Consider the following 18,472-nt stretch of genomic DNA (forward strand, 5'->3'; position numbering starts at 1 on the left):
GCGCATTGGGGCGCTCTGCCGGGGAAAGTATCATGAGCAATATCACTGTCCGGCCGATGACGCCGGAGGACTGGGCCGCTGTGTCCGAGATCTACTTGGAGGGCATCGCCACCGAGCACGCCACCTTCCAGACCACCTGCCCGCCCTACACGGCGTGGGACGCCTTCCACATCAAGGAATGCCGCCTCGTCATTCTGGACGGCGGCGAGCTGGCGGGCTGGGCCGCGCTGCGCCGCATCGACCCCCGCTGGTGCTACCGGGGCGTGGCCGAGGTGAGCATCTACGTCGGCGAGAAGTTCCGGGGCCGGGGCCTCGGCTCCCGGCTGCTGACGGCCCTCTGTGAGGCGTCGGAGCAGGAGGGCTACTGGACGCTCCACTCCACAGTCTTGCAGGACAACACCGCCAGCCTCGGCCTCCACACCAAGTGCGGGTTCCGGGTCGTGGGGCGGCGGGAGCGGATCGCCCGGGACTGTCATGGCCGCTGGCTGGATACCTACCTGATGGAGCGCCGCGCCAGAGCCGATGAGCCTGCGGGGTATAAGAAATTATAAGAAAAGAGCTGCTGTACATGACGTACAGCAGCTCTTTTTCGTATGGAACAAGCCCTTTACCACTCATTCTCCCCTGCGTCGGCATCGGCCACGCGGGTACGCTGGAACATGCTTTCCAGCACGGCGCAGTATTTGTCGGCCAGACAGACGATGATGGCCTCCCGGCAGGTGGGCACATGGCGGAAGGTCAGGGGCCACATATGGCTCGAGATGATGTTCTGCTCCTTCTTGGTGATGGCGAAGCAGCGCTCCGCGTTGACGCAGGCAGAGCCGGGGTGAGCGAAGCCGTGCATCTCGAACAGACGGCGCAGGCCGTGGAAGGAGCTGCGCTTGTGCCAGTCGTAGAGATAGAAGTCGTGGAGGAAGGCCCCCACAGCCAGCGATGTCTCGTCCGCACCCAGATGGAAGCGGCGGTTGAGCCAGAAGCTCACCAGCACCACGTTCTTGCAGTGCTGGTAGGTGGTCACATCGCCGTGCTGGATAAACTCCCGCATCCGCTGCACCTCGGGGTGCTGGTCGTATCGCATCAGGATGGCGGCAAGGCGCTGGCGCTCCAGATCAGAAAGCTGCATTGAAAAGTTTCCTTTCTTTCCATCATAAAAGGCTCTCCCCTTGGGAGAGCTGGCGCGAAGCGCCTGAGAGGGCAAGGGCGCTGACGGAGAAGCACAGACACAGCGATAGCTTCGCTCTGACAAAGAGACAGCTTATCGCTGTACAGCGGCTCTTGGGCGACAAGCTTGCCCTCTCCGTCACCTACGGTGACACCTCTCCCAAAGGGAGAGGCTTACGAGCGAAGCTGCACCGGGTTCGAATTTCCGAAGTTCTCAGCCTCGGTGGGGTTCGAGCGCCGGAGGCTCAGATCCACGAGGTACTGCTTGCCGTCGCCCAGCTCTTCGAGCTGCGCCAGCTTGGCTTTGGCGGAGGCCTCGTCCGGATACCACTGGATGAGGAAGAAATTCTCCGCCTCCACACCATAATAGAGCCACTGGCCGTCGGCGCGGAGCAGGTCGTCCAGATGGTCCACCTCGTCGCCGTCGGTCAGGCCGAGGCCCTCTTCGGCGTAGATATTTTCCGGTTCCACCTGCAGCACTTCGATGACCTGAATGGCGCTCTGGAGGTACTCGTCCTGCGAGATACTCTTGTCGGACAGCTCCCAGCCCGTCAGGAATGCCTGCATCAGCAGGTCTTTGACCGAGATCTTCTTTTCCATGTACGTTTCCTTCTTCCTCGTTTGTTTCCGCTGACCAGTATACCCTTAAATCTTGGGCAGGTCAACCATAAAATTATGAATTTTTTGTAGGAATGTCCAATTCACCGCAGGTCGAACCCGAACGTCCGCCCCAGCCACTCGAGGCAGAGCGTCACCCAGCGGGCGCGGTGCCGGTCGGCGGCGTCCACCTCGGCGGTGCTGATGCTGGTGCCGTGGACCCCCTGCTCAAAGAGATGCGCCTCGCAGGCCACGCCCGCCCGCCGCAGGGCCGAGAGCAGCAGCAGCGTGTTCTCCACCGGGACGGTCCTGTCCTCCATGGTATGCCAGACAAAGACCGGCGGTGTGTCGGGGGTGATCTTATCCTCCAAGCTGAACGCCCTTTGCGCGGCGGCATCCTCGCTGCCCGCCAGCTGGACGAAGCTGCCCCGGTGGGCATACTCCCCCGCCGTGATGACCGGGTAGCCCAGAATGACCGCGTCGGGCCGCTGCTGGGCCATCTCGCCCGGGATGTCCAGCACTGCGCCGGACAGGGCCAGATGCCCGCCCGCCGAGAAGCCGCAGACCGCTATTTTATCCGGCAGGATATGCCATTCCTCCGCGTGCTGCCGCAGCAGCCCCAGCGCCTCGCTGAGCTGGCGGAGGGGCCGGTAGTCCCGCGCCCCTTCCCCCACGCTGTAGGTCAGCACGGCGGTGTGATAGCCCGCCGCCGCGAACTGCAGGGCCACCGGGTCGCCCTCCCGGGGGCTGACGTGGCTGTATCCTCCGCCGGGCACCACCAGCACCAGAGGCCGCTGCTTCACCGTGGGCATGGCGTCCAGCGACGCCCGCAGGCAGACGGTCAGCGTCCCGCCGCCCTCAAGTTCCAGCTGTATCTGCTGCATCGTTCCGTTTTCCTCCTTTTTTATACAGATCACTCCGGCCCATTATACGGCTTCGGCAGGGCAAAGTAAAGCCAAACGCCGCCCCGCCGGGAAAGTTTTTTGAACTTTTTATGAAAGCCCTTGATTTTTATCTCCCGCCGGTGTATATTAGCACTCGAAAGTTATGAGTGCTAAGTCCCCGCGAGCAGTCAGCTGCTCCGGGTGCTGGCATTGAATCTGATAAAAAGAGGTTTTGTATTATGGCGAAAAAAGAATTTCAGGCCGAAAGCAAAAAGCTGATGGACATGATGATCAACTCCATCTACACCAACAAGGAGATCTTCCTGCGGGAGCTGATCTCCAACGCTTCGGACGCCATCGACAAGCTGTATTATAAGAGCCTGACCGACCCCTCCGTCGGCATGAACAAAGGCGATTTCCGCATCCTGCTCACCCGCGACAAGGACAGCCGCACCCTTACCATCTCCGATAACGGCATCGGCATGACGAAGGAGGAGCTGGAGCAGAACCTCGGCACCATCGCCCACTCCGGCTCCCTCGACTTCAAGAAGGACAACAAGGACGAGAACATCGACATCATCGGCCAGTTCGGCGTCGGCTTCTACTCCGCCTTCATGGTGGCCGACAAGGTGACGGTCATCTCCAAGGCCTACGGCTCCGACGAGACATGGCAGTGGGAGTCCAGCGGTGCGGACGGCTATGAGCTGGAGCCTGCCCAGAAGGAGACGGCGGGCACCGACATCATCCTCCACATCAAGCCCGACACCGAGACCGACCACTACGACAACTTCCTCGACGAGTATGGCATCGTGGCCATCGTCAAGAAGTACAGCGACTATGTCCGCTACCCCATCCAGATGGAGCGGGAGAAGAGCCGTCAGAAGCCCGAACCCGACCCCAAGCCCGAGGACTACAAGCCCGAGTGGGAGACTTACACCGAGCTGGAGACCCTGAACAGCATGGTACCCATCTGGAAGAAGCAGAAGAGTGAAGTCACCGACGAGGAGTACGCCAGCTTCTATAAGGATAAGTTCAACGACTACGCCGACCCCGCCCGGGTCATCGTCAGCCGCACCGAGGGCACCGCGAACTACAACGCCCTGCTCTTCGTGCCCAGCCACCGCCCCTACGACTTCTACACCAAGGACTACGAGAAGGGTCTGGCCCTCTACGCCTCCGGCGTCCTCATCATGGAGAAGTGCGGCGACCTGCTGCCCGACTACTTCAGCTTCGTCAAGGGCATCGTGGACAGTCAGGACCTGAGCCTGAACATCAGCCGCGAGATGCTGCAGAAGGACAGCCAGCTCAAGCTCATCCACAACGCGCTGGAAAAGAAGATCAAGAACGAGCTGCACGCCATGCTGGCCAACGACCGCGAAAAATACGAGAGCTTCTGGAAGGAGTTTGGCCGTCAGCTGAAGTTCGGCGCTTACTCCGACTACGGGATGCACGCCGAGCTTCTGCGCGACCTGCTGCTGTTCTGGTCTGCCAAGGAGCAGAAGATGGTCACACTGCAGGAGTACGTCGAGAAGATGCCCGCCGAGCAGAAGTACATCTACTTCGCCGCCGGCGACTCCACCGACCGTCTGGCCAAGCTGCCCGCCGCCGAACTGGTCATGGACAAGGGCTATGATGTCCTGCTGCTGACCGAGGATGTGGACGAGTTCTGCCTGCAGATCATGCGCACCTATCCCCGCAAGGATGCCGAGGGCAAGGACGGCACCGTGGAGTTCAAGAATGTCAACAGCGGCGACCTCGGCCTCGAGACCGAGGACGAGAAGAAGGCCGCCGAGGAGGCCAACACCGCCAACAAGGCCCTCTTCGACGCCATGAAGGACGCTCTGGACGGCAAGGTCAAGGAGGTCAAGGTCTCTACCCGCCTGAAGGATCACCCCGTCTGCCTGTCTGCCGACGGCCCGCTGTCCATCGAGATGGAAAAAGTCCTCTCCAAGCAGCCCGGCAGCGAGGGCGTCAAGAGCGACAAAGTTCTGGAGTTGAACGTCAACCACCCCGTCTTCGCTGTGCTGAAAGCCGCACAGGAGGCCGGCGATACCGACAAGCTCAAGAAGTACAGCGCCCTGCTCTACGCACAGGCACAGCTCATCGAGGGCCTGCCCGTGGATGACCCCGCCGCCTATGCCGAGGCCGTGTGCAGCCTGATGCAGTAATGCGTTTCCGGCCGGAGGGCTTTGCTCCCTTGCTCTCCGCCCGACATCATACTCTCTTCCCTTAATATCCTTTCAACGAAGTGCCGCGTTCCGCCCTGCCGACGGAACGCGGCCTTTATTTTTTCTCCATATCATCCCTCCGCCTCCGTCGGGGCGCAGCGGGCAGAGGTTTTTGTGCAGTTACACAATGCTTTTTCGGTTTCGAAAAAACTTTTGTCTCAGTTGCATTTTATCCCGGAGCTTCGCTCCGCTCCCCCGTCGGGCAGCCCCAGCAGGGCTTTTTTGCAACTTTTCATTCAGATGCAACAATAAGACATGGTTTTTTGGGGGCAAATCCTTTACTATAGGGATAGAAGCGGGTGGTTCCCGCACCACCCGGAAGTAAAACGTATCTGTCTGTCAGGAGGAAGATTCCATGATGAAGTCCATTCCCGTATGGAAGCAGGAGCTGTCCGGCGGCACCCACGCCGCGCGCCTCGCCTCCCTGTATTGCTGCGCACCCGCCGAGACGGCCTCCGAGGCCGCCCGCTACGCCGCCGTGCTGGACGGTCTGGAAAAGACCTTCGGCCCCCACGCCGAGGCCGGTCTTTACAGCGCCCCCGGCCGCACCGAGATCGGCGGCAACCACACCGACCACCAGCATGGCCGTGTGCTGGCCGGCAGCGTGAACATCGACATGATCGCTGCCGCCGCCCCCAACGACAAGGGCCAGCTCCGGGTCCAGAGCGAGGGCTACGACCTGTGCATCATCGACCTCGACGACCTCGAGGCCCGCAAGGAGGAGGAGAACACCACCGCCTCCCTGCTGCGCGGCGAGTGCGCCGCCTTCGCCCAGCGGGGCGCAGCGCTCACCGGTCTGGATGTCTACATCTCCTCCAACGTGCCCAAGGGCAGCGGCGTCTCCTCTTCTGCCGCCTTCGAGGTCCTCATCGGCGTCATTCTGAACGACTGCTTCATGGCCGAGAAGGTCTCCCCCATCGTCATCGCCCAGATCGGCCAGTGGGCCGAGAATGTCTACTTCGGCAAGCCCTGCGGCCTGATGGACCAGATGGCCTCCAGCGTGGGCAACATCATCACCATCGACTTCGCCAGCCCCGCCAAGCCGGTCGTCGAGCCGGTGGCCGTAGACTTCTCTAAGGCGGGCCTTGCCCTCTGCATCCTCGACTCCGGCGCAGACCACGCCGACCTGACCGATGAGTACGCCGCCATCCCCGCCGAGTGCCGCGCCGTGGCCGCTGTCTGCGGCGGCGAGGTGCTGCGGGACGTACCCTTCGAGACCTTCCTCGCAAAGCTGCCCGAATGCCGCAGACAGTGCGGCGACCGGGCCGTCCTCCGCGCCTTCCATATCTACGCCGACAACGACCGGGTGGCAAAGCAGGTGGCTGCTCTCCGCGACGACGACTTCGACACCTTCCTCCGCCTCGTGAACGAGTCGGGCCGCAGCAGCTGGGAATACCTGCAGAACGTCATCCCCGCAGGCTACAAGGAGCATCAGGAGGTGGGCGTCACCATCGCCGCCGCAAAGCATCTGCTGGGCGGCAAGGGTGCAGTCCGCGTCCACGGCGGCGGCTTTGCCGGTACGGTGCAGGCCTTTGTGCCCGTCGAGATGCTGGCCGAGTTCAAGGCCGGCATGGAAGCCATCCTCGGCGAGGGCCGCTGCCACGTCCTCTCCATCCGTCCGGAGGGAGGCGCTGTCCTGTGATCTCCACCGCCATCCAGCAGCTCGTCAACTACGGTCTGGACACCGGACTTATCCTGCCCGACGACGAGATCTACATCCGCAACCAGCTCCTCATGACCATGCAGCTCGACAGCTTCACCGAGCCGGAGGGTGAGGTCTGCTACGCCGACCTCGAGAGCATCCTGAAGGCGCTGGTGGACGATGCCGTGGCCCGGGGCGTCTGCGACGACAGCCCCACGGCCCGCGACCTCTTCGACACCAAGCTCATGGGCGTGCTGACTCCCCGCCCCAGCATCGTGCGGGCCAACTTTGAGGAGCGGTATGAGACGGACGGCCCGCAGGCCGCCACCGACTGGTTCTACCAGTTCAGTCAGGACACCGACTACATCCGCCGCTACCGCATCAAGCGGGACCTCAAGTGGGTCACCAAGACCCCTTACGGCGACCTTGACATCACCATCAACCTCTCGAAGCCCGAAAAGGACCCCAAGGCCATCGCGGCGGCAAAGCTCGCCCCCCAGAGCGCCTACCCCAAGTGCCAGCTCTGCGTGGAGAACGAGGGCTATGCGGGCCGGCTGAACCATCCCGCCCGCGAGAACCACCGCATCATCCCGCTGACCATCAACGACAGCGCGTGGAATTTCCAGTACAGCCCCTACGTCTACTACAACGAGCACTGCATCGTCTTCAACAGCCAGCACACCCCTATGAAGATCGAGCGTGCCACCTTCCGCAAGCTGCTGGACTTCGTGGCCCTCTTCCCCCACTACTTCGTGGGCAGCAATGCCGACCTGCCCATCGTGGGCGGTAGCATCCTGAGCCATGACCATTTTCAGGGCGGCCACTACGAGTTCGCCATGGCCAAAGCCCCCATTGAGAAGGCATGGGTCTTCCCCGGCTTTGAGGATGTGGAGGCCGGCATCGTCCACTGGCCCATGAGCTGCATCCGGCTGACCTGCGCCGATGACGAGCGCCTCGTGGAGCTGGCCGACAAGATCCTGACCGCATGGCGGGGCTACACCGACGAGAGCTGCTTTGTCTACGCCGAGACCGACGGCGAGCCGCACAACACCATCACCCCCATCGCCCGGATGCGGGATGGCCGGTTCCAGCTCGATCTGGTGCTGCGCAACAACATCACCACGCCGGAGCATCCGCTGGGCGTCTACCACCCCCACGCAAAGCTCCACCATATCAAAAAAGAAAACATCGGCCTCATCGAGGTCATGGGTCTCGCCGTCCTGCCCAGCCGCCTGAAGGCAGAGATGGCTGATGTGGAGACCGCTCTCGCGGCCCGCACTCCTGCCGCCGAGTACGGCGAGAGCATCCAGAAGCACGCCGAGTGGGCGATGGACATCCTCGCCCGTCACCCGGAGCTGAACGCCGAAAACGTCCACAGCATCGTACAGGACGAGGTCGGCCACGTCTTCGAGCAGGTGCTCGAGGACGCCGGCGTCTACAAGCTGGACGTCGCAGGCCGCGCAGGCTTCGAGCGGTTCCTTTCTACGATTTGATCCAGCAAAAAAGGCTGTTGCCCCCGCAACAGCCTTTTTCTTTATAACTTTTTACTGCTTGCCTAATTGCCAGAACGCCACGGCGCTGGCGGCGGCGACGTTCAGCGAATCGACGCCGTGGGACATGGGGATCTTCACGGTATAGTCGCAGGACGCGATGGTGCTGGCGGCCAGACCGTCGCCCTCGGTACCCAGCACGATGGCAAGCTTCGGCTCTCTGGCCAGCTGCTCGTCGTCGATGCTCACCGAGCGGTCGCTGAGGGCCATCGCCGCCGTCTTGAAGCCGAGGGCGTGGAGAACGTCCATCCCCTTCTCCGGCCAGTCTGCCGGGCTGTCGCCCAGCTGCCCCCAAGGCACCTGAAACACCGTGCCCATGCTGACCCGGACAGCGCGGCGGCAGAGCGGGTCGCAGCAGGAGGGATTGATGAGGACGGCGTCCATGTTCAGCGCCGCCGCCGAGCGGAAGATCGCCCCCACATTGGTGGAGTCCACGATGCCCTCCAGCACCGCCACCCGGCGGGCGTCCCGGCACAGCTCTTCCACCGGGCGGGGCGCGGGACGGCGGAATGCGCAGAGCACGCCCCGGGTCAGCTCAAAGCCGGTCAGCGCCGCCAGCAGCTCCCGGTCGGCAGTATATACCGGTGCATCGCCGCAGCGGCTCAGGATGCCCGCCGCCGGGCCGGTGATCTGTCGGCGCTCCATCAGCAGGGACACCGGCTCATAGCCTGCGTCCAGCGCCCGGTCGATGACCTTCGGGCTTTCGGCGATGAAGATGCCTTTCTCCGGTTCGAGGCGATTGCGCAGCTGGTTCTGGGTCAGCCGGGCATAGGGGTCCAGCTCCGGCGCGTGGAAATCCGTGATCTCGATGATGTTGGGCATACAGACAGCCCCTCCTTCTCCTGCAAATGCTGTTTTCTGTGTATTATACCATGAACGCAGTGAAATGGTATAATTGCGCATCCAAAGCCGGTTGCCACGCAGCTCCGCAGGAGCAAGCGGCGAGGCGCTGCGCATAAAACTATAATATCGCGTTAGCGATATTATACCACAGTCTGCGCCGCATTGCAAAGCATCGTGCCTCCTGCGATACCCGCCCGGAATCGTCATTATTGATAAAAAATATCCCACAGTTTTTGACAAAGCGCCAATTTTGCGTTATAGTATGGCATGGAGTTATTCTGGATATAAGGAGGAAGCTTTTATGCCATCTCTCAAACATCACGGACAGATGTCCGAAGCCTTCATCACCGCCCTTTTTCTCTCCGTATCGGGCGGTCTGCAGGACGTTTATACTTATCTCTTCCGCGGCAAGGTCTTTGCCAACGCCCAGACCGGCAACATCGTGCTGATGTCGGTCCATGCCTTTGCGGGCGAGTGGGGCGAGGCCCTGCGGTATCTGGTCCCCCTGTGCGCCTTTGCGCTGGGCATCTTCGCTGCCGAGTTCATCCGCCTCAAGCTGAGGGAGATGCAGTGGCTCCACTGGCGTCAGCTGGTGGTGCTGTTCGAGATCCTGCTGCTCTTCGTCGTGGGCTTTCTGCCGCAGGAGCTGAACCTGCTGGCCAATTCCATCGTCTCCTTCTCCTGCGCGATGCAGGTGCAGGCCTTCCGCAAGGTGAACGGCTATGCCTTCGCCAGCACCATGTGCATCGGCAACCTGCGCAGCGGCATGGACTCTCTCTGTGCGTGGCTGGTGGGCGGCAACGCCAAGGCCTTCGGCAAGGCGGTGCACTACTTCGCCATCATCTTCCTGTTCGCGCTGGGTGCAGGCATCGGCAGCGTGGCCCTGCTCCCCATGGCAGGCCGGGCCATCTGGCTGTCCTGCCTGCTGCTGGGCGTGAGCTTCTGCCTCATGTTCCTCAAGGAGGACATCGAGGAGCTGGAGCAGCTGGAACAGATGGAAGCCCACAAAAAATAATTGCGCCGGAACCCCTCGTATGCTATACTATAAAGTGTTTGTGTGACTCTCCGGCCTGCCGCACCACCGGGGTGCCGGAGTTGAAGTTGTAAAAACAGGAAGAGGAGCATTCCATGAAAATAGGCTTTGACAACGCGAAATATCTTCAGATGCAGTCCCAGCACATCCGGGAGCGCATCGCACAGTTCGACAACAAGCTCTACCTCGAGTTTGGCGGCAAGCTGTTCGACGACTACCACGCCTCCCGCGTGCTGCCGGGCTTTGAGCCGGACTCTAAGCTGCAGATGCTGCTGCAGCTCAAGGAGCAGGCCGAGATCGTCATCGTCATCAGCGCACAGGACATCATCAGCAGCAAGGTGCGCGGCGACTACGGCATCACCTACGACCTCGACGTCCTCCGCCTCATCGACGCTTTTCAGGGCATGGGCCTGTTCGTGGGCAGCGTCTGCGTGACCATGTACACCGCCGCCCCCGAAGTCGAAGCCTTTGAGCACAAGCTGAACAGCGTGGGTGTGCGCACCTTCCGCCACTACAAGATCCCGGGCTACCCCAACGATGTGGCCCGCATCGTCAGCGACGAGGGCTACGGCAAGAACGACTACATCGAGACCCAGCGTCCCCTCGTCGTCATCACGGCCCCCGGCCCCGGCAGCGGCAAGATGGCCACCTGCCTGTCCCAGCTCTACCATGAGCACAAGCGGGGCATCAAGGCGGGCTACGCCAAGTTCGAGACCTTCCCCATCTGGAACCTGCCCCTCAAGCACCCGGTCAACCTCGCCTATGAGGCCGCCACCGCCGACCTGAACGACGTGAACATGATCGACCCCTTCCATCTGGAGGCCTACGGCGTCACCACCGTCAACTACAACCGCGACATCGAGATCTTCCCGGTGGTCAATGCGATGTTCGAGCTGATCGCAGGCAAAAGCCCCTACAAGTCCCCCACCGACATGGGCGTGAACATGGCAGGCAACTGCATCGTGGACGACGAGGTCTGCCGCGAGGCATCCCGCAACGAGATCATCCGCCGCTACTTCAAGACCCTCTGCGACCAGAAGACCGGCAAGAACGTGGACGGCGAGCTGTTCAAGCTGGAGCTGCTGCTGAATCAGGCCGGTCTGGCCGTCGGCGAGCGCCCGGTGGAGAAGCAGGCCCATGCCGTGGCCGAGCGCACCGACGGCGCGCCCGCCGCCGCCATCGAGCTGCCGGACGGCACTGTCGTCACCGGCAAGACCGGCCCCCTGCTGGGCGCGGCCTCCTCTGCCCTCCTGAACGCCCTCAAGAAGCTGGCCGGCATCGATCAGGAGATCGACCTCGTCTCCGCCCGCGCCATCGAGCCGATCCAGACCCTCAAGACCAACTACCTCGGCAGCCGCAACCCCCGCCTGCACACCGATGAGATCCTCATCGCGCTGTCCAGCTCTGCCGCCGAGAATGAGACTGCCGCCATCGCGCTGCGGCAGCTCTCCAAGCTCAAGGGCTGCGATATGCACTCCACCGTCATCCTGTCCAGCGTGGACACCGACACCCTCAAGCGTCTGGGGATGTACCTCACCTGCGAGCCTGCCTATGAGCAGGAGGACCGCAAGTACCACAAGCTGTAAGCGCCTCTGCGCATGACAAAAGCCGCTCTGTACCGTTTTTCGCAGTACAGAGCGGCTCTTTCTTTTGCTTGGGACGCCTCTCAGACGTGGGAGAGGCTGGGCGCACCGCCCGCGATCTCCTCAGCCGTCAGAGGCTTCGGCGCAGCGGGGGCGTTCAGACGCTCCTTTGCCACCGCCAGCATCAGCTTGATGCGGTTCTCCTGATTGACCTTGGTGGCGCTGGGGTCGTAGTCGATGGGGGTGATGTTGGCGCTGGGGTACAGGGCGCGGATCTTATTCACCATGCCCTTGCCCACGATGTGGTTCGGCAGGCAGCCGAAGGGCTGGGCGCAGACGATATTGCCGTAGCCGCCCTGCACCAGCTCGATCATCTCGGCGGTCAGCAGCCAGCCCTCGCCCATCTTCGCGCCCAGAGAGATGACCCCCTCGGGCTTTTCCACCAGCTCCTTGAAGGGTCCGGGGGCGTAGAATCCGGCCTCCGATTCCGCTTTGAGCATGGAGCGCTCCACGCTGTCCAGCCAGTTGAGCAACTGGTCAGTGCCCATCTTCATGGCCAGCTTGCCGCCGTAGAGGACGTGATCCTCGCCCATGTTGAAGATGCAGTACTGCACAAAGCCCATCAGGCCCGGGAAGTTGACCTCACAGTCCTGACTTTCGAGGAACTTTTGCAGATCGTTGTTGCCCAGCGGGCTGTACTTGACGTAGATCTCGCCCACGACGCCCACCTTGACCTTCGGCACGCGGGTGACGGGGATGGAGGCGAAGTCCTTGGCGATGAGGGGGAAGGTGTGCTTCATCTCGCGGGAGGTGAAGCCCTTGCCCGCCAGCAGCACCCGGCCCAGACGCTCCACCCAGAGGTCTACCATCCTGTCGGCAGCGCCCTTCTCGTTCTCGTAGGGGGCCACCTGATTGCGGAGGGCGCAGAGCATATCGCCGTAGAAGACGCTGGCGATGGCACGGCGGGCCAGCGGCAGGGTCATCTGGAAGCCGCTGTCCTTCTCGAGGCCCGAGAAGTTGAGGCTGGCCACCGGGATATTGGGGTAGCCTGCCTTGACCAGCGCCTTGCGGAGCAGATGGATGTAGTTGGAGGCACGGCAGCCGCCGCCCGTCTGGGTGATGAGCAGGGCCGTATGCTCGAGGTCATATTTGCCGCTGTTCAGCGCATCAAGGAACTGGCCGATGACCAGCAGCGCCGGATAGCAGGTGTCGTTGTGGACGTACTTCAGGCCCAGCTGCGCCACAGCGCTGCCGCAGTTGCCCAGTATCTCGCACTTGTAGCCGTCGTAGCGCAGGGCATATCCCAGCAGACGGAACTGGGTAATGGCCATGTTGGGGATGAGGATGGTGTGGGTCTTCTTCATCTCCGGGGTGAATTTAGGGTAATTGTATTCCATAGGTTCCTCCTATGAGGTTACTTCTTATCTTCGTCCCGCTCGTCCAGCGCGGCGAACAGGCTGCGCAGGCGGATATTGACCGCGCCCAGATTGGTGATCTCATCGATCTTGAGCTGGGTGTAGAGCTTGCCGCCCTCCTGTAAGATCTCGCGGGTCTCATCGGTGGTGATGGCGTCCACGCCGCAGCCGAAGGACACCAGCTGCACAAGATCCATATCCTTCTGGGTGGTGCAGTACTTGGCGGCGGCATAGAGGCGGCTGTGGTAGGTCCACTGGTTCAGCACGCTGGTGGGGAACTTCTCCACCCGGTTGGAGATGCTGTCCTCGGTGACGACCGCCGCGCCGTGGCGGGTGATGAGGTGGTCGATGCCGTGGTTGACCTCCGGGTCCACATGGTAGGGACGCCCGGCCAGCACGATGATGCGCCTGCCCTGACGGCGGGCTTCGTCGATGATCTCGCTGCCCTTGACCCGGATCTGTGCCATATGGGCCTCGTACTCGGCATAGGCGGCGTTGGCAGCCTCCTGCACCTCCTTCTCGGAGATGCCGCCGAAATACTTGGGCAGGATCTCCTTCGCCATCTTATGGACGAAGTCCTTCGGACGGTGGATGCCGACGTAGTCGTAGATGAACTTCTGGCCCTCCAGCTCGGGGCAGTTCCCGGCCAGCACCTCGGGGTAGTAGGCCACGACGGGGCAGTTGTAGTGGTTGTCGCCCAGCCCCTCGTCGATGTTGTAGGTCAGGCAGGGGTAGAAGATGGCATCCAGATGCATCTGGGTCAGGGCCTTGATGTGGCCGTGGCTGAGCTTGGCCGGGAAACAGGCGGTGTCACTGGGGATGGTGGCCTGACCGGCCAGATAGAGGCCGCGGCTGGACACCGGGCTGGTGTGGACGGCAAAGCCCAGCTTTGTCCAGAAAGCGTGCCAGAAGGGCAGCAGCTCGTACATATTCAGGCAGAGCGGGATGCCGATGGAGCCGCGCTTACCGGGCACAGGCTTATAGCCTGCCAGAAGCTGCTGCTTGTAGGCGTAGAGGTTGAGGCTGTTGTCCTCGCTCTTGCCGGTGACGGGCTTATCGCAGCGGTTGCCGGAGATGAACTTGCGGCCGTCGGCGAAGGTGTTGACGGTGAGCTGGCAGTGGTTGCCGCAGCCGCCGCACTTGACGCTGACCACCTTCTGGTCGAAGCGTTCCAGCTCCTCCTCACTCATCATGGCGGAGGCGGTCTGGCCGTTCTTGCGGCACTGGCGCAGGCCGAAGAGGGCTGCGCCGTAAGCGCCCATCAGGCCGGCGATGTCGGGGCGGATGACCTCGACGCCCATCTCCTTTTCGAAGGCGCGGAGGACGGCCTCGTTGTAGAAGGTGCCGCCCTGCACGACGATCTTCCGGCCCAGCTCCTCGGGGCTGGAGGCGCGGATGACCTTATACAGCGCATTCTTGACGACGCTGATGGACAGGCCCGCCGAGATGTTCTCGATGGATGCGCCATCCTTCTGGGCCTGCTTGACCGAGCTGTTCATGAACACGGTGCAGCGGCTGCCGAGATCCACAGGACGGTCAGCAAAAAGGCCGAGGGCCGCAAACTCCTTGACGTCGTAGCCCAGCGCCTGCGCAAAGGTCTGCAAAAAGCTGCCGCAGCCGGAGGAGCACGCCTCGTTCAGGAAGATGTTGCTGATGGCACCGTCCTCGATCTTGAAGCACTTCATGTCCTGACCGCCGATGTCGATGATGAAGTCCACGTCCGGCATGAAGTATTTCGCCGCCGTGAAGTGGGCCACCGTCTCCACGAGGCCGAAGTCGCAGCGGAATGCGTTTTTCACCAGCTCTTCGCCGTAGCCGGTGGTGGTCACGCTGGCCACCTTGAGGCCGGGGTGCTCTTTATAGAGCTTCAGCAGCTGCTCCCGGATGAGGGGCAGCGGGTTGCCGAGGTTGGGCTGATAGTTGGTGTAGAGGATCTGACTCTGCTCGTCCACGACCACCAGCTTGACGGTCGTCGAGCCGGAGTCGATGCCGATGTGCACCGGGCCGCACTGGGCGCTGAATGCCACCCGGGGCACGCTGTGGGACATATGGCGGGCGTGGAAAGCCTCATACTCCTCCTTGCTGGCGAACAGCGGCGGCTCGCTGGCATAGGTGGCCGTAGCGGCGTACTCGTCCAGCGCGGCGGCCACGTCTGACAGGACGAACTCCTTGTCGGCGTAGAGGGCAGCGCCCAGCGCGACATAGAGCAGGCTATGCTCGGGGCAGGTGCCGGTGACGCCCAGCGCCTCATCGAAGCTCTTGCGCAGCACGGTGCTGAAAGTCAGCGGCCCGCCCAGATAGAGGATGTTGCCCTGAATGGGTCGGCCCTGCGCCAGACCGGCGATGGTCTGGTTGACCACGGCCTTGTAGATGCTGGCGGCGACGTCCTCGGTCCTCGCGCCCTGATTGATGAGGGGCTGCACGTCGCTCTTGGCAAAGACGCCGCAGCGGGAGGCGATGGTGTATGTACGGGTGGCCTGTTCCGCCGCCTTGTTCATCTCATCTGCGCTCATCTTGAGCAGGGTCGCCATCTGGTCGATAAAAGCGCCCGTACCGCCGGCACAGCTGCCGTTCATCCGGACTTCGGTGCCGTTGGTCAGGAACAGGATCTTCGCATCCTCACCGCCCAGCTCGATGACGCAGTCCGTCGCCGGGACGAACTTTTTGACCGCCACGCGGGTGGAGAACACCTCCTGCACGAAAGGCACGCCGCAGCTGTCGGCCAGACCCATGCCTGCCGAGCCGGAGATGCTGAGCAGCGCTTTCTGGCCGTGCAGCTGCTCTGCGTCGATGCGGCGCAGCAGCTCCTGCGCCTTCTCCAGAATATGGCTGTAGTGGCGCTCATATGTCGAATATAAAAGGGTATCGTTTTCATCCAGCACCACGCACTTGATGGTAGTGCTGCCGATGTCAAGACCTACTCTCACAGTTGTTTTTCCTCCTGAAGGACAATGCACTCTCCCTCTGCGCGCAAAGCGTTCCTGCCCGGGCAGAAGTTGTTTGCTAACGAATCAAATACTTGACCCGCATACACAGATATTATAGTCCAAATCCGTCCGACAATCAATCATTCGGGATTATTTTACACCTTAAAAACAGTAAATTCTTCTTCTAAAGTTAAACATTTTGTTAAATCTGCAAACTTTTCTGGGGATTTTTCGCCGTTTCTGCTAAGATTCTTTACCGTCCGTCAATTTTGCAGCGCTCCCCTCCCACTCTCCCGCACAACGCAAAAGGCATCTGTCCTCTGCCCTACCGGCAGCAGTACAGATGCCTTTTTTCGTTCAGTATCTCCGCAGCAGGAGGATCTCCTGCGCTGCCCGGCTGGCGAATCGCGCCGCCCGGATGGCCTCTCCCTCACCGGAGTGCAGCACCAGCTCCGGCGGGATGGCCTCGCCGGAGGCCAGCGGAAAAGCCACCTGCGCCCGGGTGCCGCCGCCGGGGCGGGCGGTCAGGGTCAGCTTCCAGCCGGCGCGGCGGCAGATGAGCCTGCAAATACGCAGGCCCAGCTTTGCGCCGCTGAGGAAGCGCCGGTTGTTCTCGATGGGGTCTTCTTCCATCAGGCCGCAGCCGTCATCCTCCACCCGGAGCACAGCACCGGTCTTTCTCTGCTTCAGGCTCACCCAGACCCTTCCGCCCGGGTCGCAGGCGCACAGGGCGTTGGAGATGAGGTGGAGCAGCAGCTGCTCTGCCTCGTCGGGTGCTCCCATGACGACGCAGCGCCCGACGCCCTCCCGCTCGGTCATGAGCTGGATCTCCAAGGACTTCTCGATGTCCGGGGCCATCCGTTCTGCCTTTTCCAGCAACTCGCTCACATCGAAGGGCTGCAGTTCGCACGGCTCTCCATTTTCCAGCCGATAGAGCAGCATGGCGTTGTGTACGGTGCGGCTCACCCGGGCAGACTCTATCTGGATGTCCGAAAGCGCCTGCCGGGTGGGCAGGTCGGCCGACGCCAGCAGATGCATCTGAAGATATTCCCGGTTCTGGTCGATGATGCCGAGGGCATGAAAGCACACATCCTCAAACTCCCCTTGGGGGGAGCTGCCTGCTCCATCGTTTCGCCTGCGCATTCTGCTCTACCTCCGCGTCGTGTGGTCAGCCTTCCTGCTGACTCAGTTTACTTTCCAGCGCATAGATCAGGCGGCCGATGGTCACCCGCTTGCGCTCCAGGCCATACTCTTTCCGAAAATCCAGCCATGCCTGCGTGCCGGTCGCGTCCAGCGTATCCAGCAGCCGCCGGAGCGCACTGTCCACCGCCGCGATGGTCAGGTGATGCTCCTGCGCCACCGCCCCGAGGATCTCCTTACGGATGGCCAGACGATGGTCGGAAGCCATCATCACCCGGACGGCACCGGTCAGGTAGCGCTTGTTGGCGTCGCTGGTGTTCAGACCCCAGCTGCGGTAGATGCGCTCGCAGCGCTTTTCCAGACTTTCCGCCGGGCTGTGGGCCGGGGCACGCAGCTCCCGCAGCATATCCTCCAGTGTGGCCTGACGGATGAGGTAACATGCATCCTCCTGACTCAGGCTCTCCACGGCGGCCTTCTCATTCCGTCCGTCGTCCCGCAGAAGCACCAGAGGCTTGCGGGCCAGACCCCGCAGCCGGGGCAGGAACTGGATGCTGTCCACATCCTCGAGCCTGCCGCCCAGCACAAGAACATCCACATCGCCCTGCTCGAGCCGACGCAGCAGCGTCTGGCTGGTGCGGTAGCCGGTGCAGCGGATGGCCGGGTTGCACTCCTCGAGATAGCGCATCCAGACCCGCATCTCCCGCGGGTCATAGCTGGCCAGAGCGACGCGCCAGACAGCTTCCTGTTGTTCCTCAAAGCTCACACGACGCGCCCCCTTCCCGCAGGACTTCTGCCGCCGCTGTCTGTGGATACCAGTTGGAAATGGCATCCCGCCACAGCTCCGGCTGGACGGAATTCTCGTATAAAAATCGCAGCAGCCGCGCACATTCTTCCTGTGGGGCCGGGACCCATGCACGGGCGGCGTCCGCCGAGCCGTCCCTTGCCATCGTCCGGCTCACGCTCAGCCAGCAGCCCGGCCCTGTCGGCTCCAGAGAGCAGACGAGAGTATATGCCTCCTGATATGGCTCCAGCTTCGAAAATCTTCTGACCAATGGGACATTTTGTTCCATTCTGCTTCCTCCTTGCCCCGTCTGCCCGGCCTATTCTTCCGCCGGACAAATTTTTACACATTCTCCTAATATAATATTGTAGAAAGGGCAAAAAGGAGATTCAACTTTTACTTTGCGTCATATTTCGTCGAACCCTGACGAAATTCAAGTTTAAAATTCAACGCTATACCAAGGATACCATCCACAAGGCCAAAAACCAAGAGATTTCCGGCTCATTTTCCGCATTTCAACGCTTTTCTGCTCCGGGCGCGGCGCATTTCCATCCTTCGGCAGAAATCACAGAACTTGGCACCCGTTACGACATACTTTGTTCACATTATTCTGATAAAATCATACAGATACTACGTTTTCCCGCTCCGTCCACAGACGCCGGGCGGAATAGGCCGCAGACGCTCCCCG

General features: G+C 61.8%; 15 protein-coding genes. 6 read left to right on the forward strand and 9 right to left on the reverse strand.

Annotation, left to right across the window (positions count from 1 at the left end; translation table 11 throughout):
- Positions 1-32: 32 nt before the first annotated feature.
- Complete coding sequence (locus tag LKD23_RS01605) at positions 33-551, forward strand: GNAT family N-acetyltransferase (protein ID WP_227620051.1); 519 nt, start codon at positions 33-35, stop codon at positions 549-551.
- Positions 552-607: 56 nt separating this feature from the next.
- On the opposite strand, the gene LKD23_RS01610 is transcribed toward LKD23_RS01605, so the two are convergent.
- From LKD23_RS01610 to LKD23_RS01620, 3 genes are all read right to left on the reverse strand, one after another.
- Entirely contained in the window at positions 608-1,123 is a 516-nt protein-coding gene (locus LKD23_RS01610; protein ID WP_227620052.1) for an HD domain-containing protein, read from the reverse strand.
- Positions 1,124-1,335: 212 nt separating this feature from the next.
- Positions 1,336-1,761 (reverse strand): hypothetical protein, encoded by a 426-nt coding sequence (locus LKD23_RS01615; RefSeq protein WP_227620053.1) that lies wholly within the window; start codon positions 1,759-1,761, stop codon positions 1,336-1,338.
- A gap of 101 nt (positions 1,762-1,862) precedes the next feature.
- Positions 1,863-2,642 (reverse strand): alpha/beta hydrolase, encoded by a 780-nt coding sequence (locus LKD23_RS01620; RefSeq protein WP_227620054.1) that lies wholly within the window; start codon positions 2,640-2,642, stop codon positions 1,863-1,865.
- Between the two features lie 239 nt (positions 2,643-2,881).
- Between LKD23_RS01620 and htpG the strand changes: the two genes are divergently transcribed.
- The 3 genes from htpG to galT all read left to right on the forward strand — a co-directional run bounded on the left by htpG (position 2,882) and on the right by galT (position 8,005).
- Positions 2,882-4,810 (forward strand): molecular chaperone HtpG, encoded by a 1,929-nt coding sequence (gene htpG / locus LKD23_RS01625; RefSeq protein ID WP_227620055.1) that lies wholly within the window; start codon positions 2,882-2,884, stop codon positions 4,808-4,810.
- Between the two features lie 415 nt (positions 4,811-5,225).
- Positions 5,226-6,512 (forward strand): galactokinase, encoded by a 1,287-nt coding sequence (locus LKD23_RS01630; protein ID WP_227620056.1) that lies wholly within the window; start codon positions 5,226-5,228, stop codon positions 6,510-6,512.
- The gene (gene galT / locus LKD23_RS01635) at positions 6,509-8,005 is read left to right on the forward strand and encodes a UDP-glucose--hexose-1-phosphate uridylyltransferase (protein ID WP_227620057.1); all 1,497 of its coding nucleotides are present in this window, start codon (positions 6,509-6,511) and stop codon (positions 8,003-8,005) included. Before LKD23_RS01630 ends, galT begins: the two co-directional genes overlap by 4 nt.
- Before the next feature lie 51 nt (positions 8,006-8,056).
- Here galT and LKD23_RS01640 read toward each other — a convergent pair whose 3' ends face one another.
- Positions 8,057-8,884: a TrmH family RNA methyltransferase gene (locus LKD23_RS01640; protein WP_227620058.1), complete on the reverse strand. Its 828-nt coding sequence runs from the start codon at positions 8,882-8,884 to the stop codon at positions 8,057-8,059.
- Positions 8,885-9,206: 322 nt separating this feature from the next.
- Between LKD23_RS01640 and LKD23_RS01645 the strand changes: the two genes are divergently transcribed.
- Both LKD23_RS01645 and LKD23_RS01650 read left to right on the forward strand, forming a co-directional pair.
- Positions 9,207-9,920 carry a YoaK family protein gene (locus LKD23_RS01645; RefSeq protein WP_227620059.1) on the forward strand — a complete coding sequence of 238 codons (714 nt, stop codon included), beginning with the start codon at positions 9,207-9,209 and terminating at the stop codon, positions 9,918-9,920.
- 113 nt (positions 9,921-10,033) lie between these two features.
- Positions 10,034-11,524, forward strand: a complete 1,491-nt coding sequence (locus LKD23_RS01650; protein ID WP_227620060.1) for a DUF1846 domain-containing protein — start codon at positions 10,034-10,036, stop codon at positions 11,522-11,524.
- Between the two features lie 80 nt (positions 11,525-11,604).
- Here LKD23_RS01650 and LKD23_RS01655 read toward each other — a convergent pair whose 3' ends face one another.
- From LKD23_RS01655 to LKD23_RS01675, 5 genes are all read right to left on the reverse strand, one after another.
- Positions 11,605-12,918 carry a 2-hydroxyacyl-CoA dehydratase gene (locus LKD23_RS01655; protein ID WP_227620061.1) on the reverse strand — a complete coding sequence of 438 codons (1,314 nt, stop codon included), beginning with the start codon at positions 12,916-12,918 and terminating at the stop codon, positions 11,605-11,607.
- 17 nt (positions 12,919-12,935) lie between these two features.
- The gene (locus tag LKD23_RS01660; RefSeq protein ID WP_227620062.1) at positions 12,936-15,863 is read right to left on the reverse strand and encodes an acyl-CoA dehydratase activase; all 2,928 of its coding nucleotides are present in this window, start codon (positions 15,861-15,863) and stop codon (positions 12,936-12,938) included.
- 357 nt (positions 15,864-16,220) lie between these two features.
- Entirely contained in the window at positions 16,221-16,952 is a 732-nt protein-coding gene (locus tag LKD23_RS12940; protein WP_227620063.1) for a sensor histidine kinase, read from the reverse strand.
- A 79-nt stretch (positions 16,953-17,031) separates the two neighbouring features.
- The gene (locus LKD23_RS01670; protein ID WP_227620064.1) at positions 17,032-17,766 is read right to left on the reverse strand and encodes a hypothetical protein; all 735 of its coding nucleotides are present in this window, start codon (positions 17,764-17,766) and stop codon (positions 17,032-17,034) included.
- Complete coding sequence (locus LKD23_RS01675; RefSeq protein ID WP_227620065.1) at positions 17,756-18,073, reverse strand: hypothetical protein; 318 nt, start codon at positions 18,071-18,073, stop codon at positions 17,756-17,758. Before LKD23_RS01675 ends, LKD23_RS01670 begins: the two co-directional genes overlap by 11 nt.
- Positions 18,074-18,472: the final 399 nt, after the last annotated feature.

It is taken from the genome of Faecalibacterium butyricigenerans (assembly GCF_020687345.1).
Lineage (GTDB): Bacteria > Bacillota > Clostridia > Oscillospirales > Ruminococcaceae > Faecalibacterium > Faecalibacterium butyricigenerans.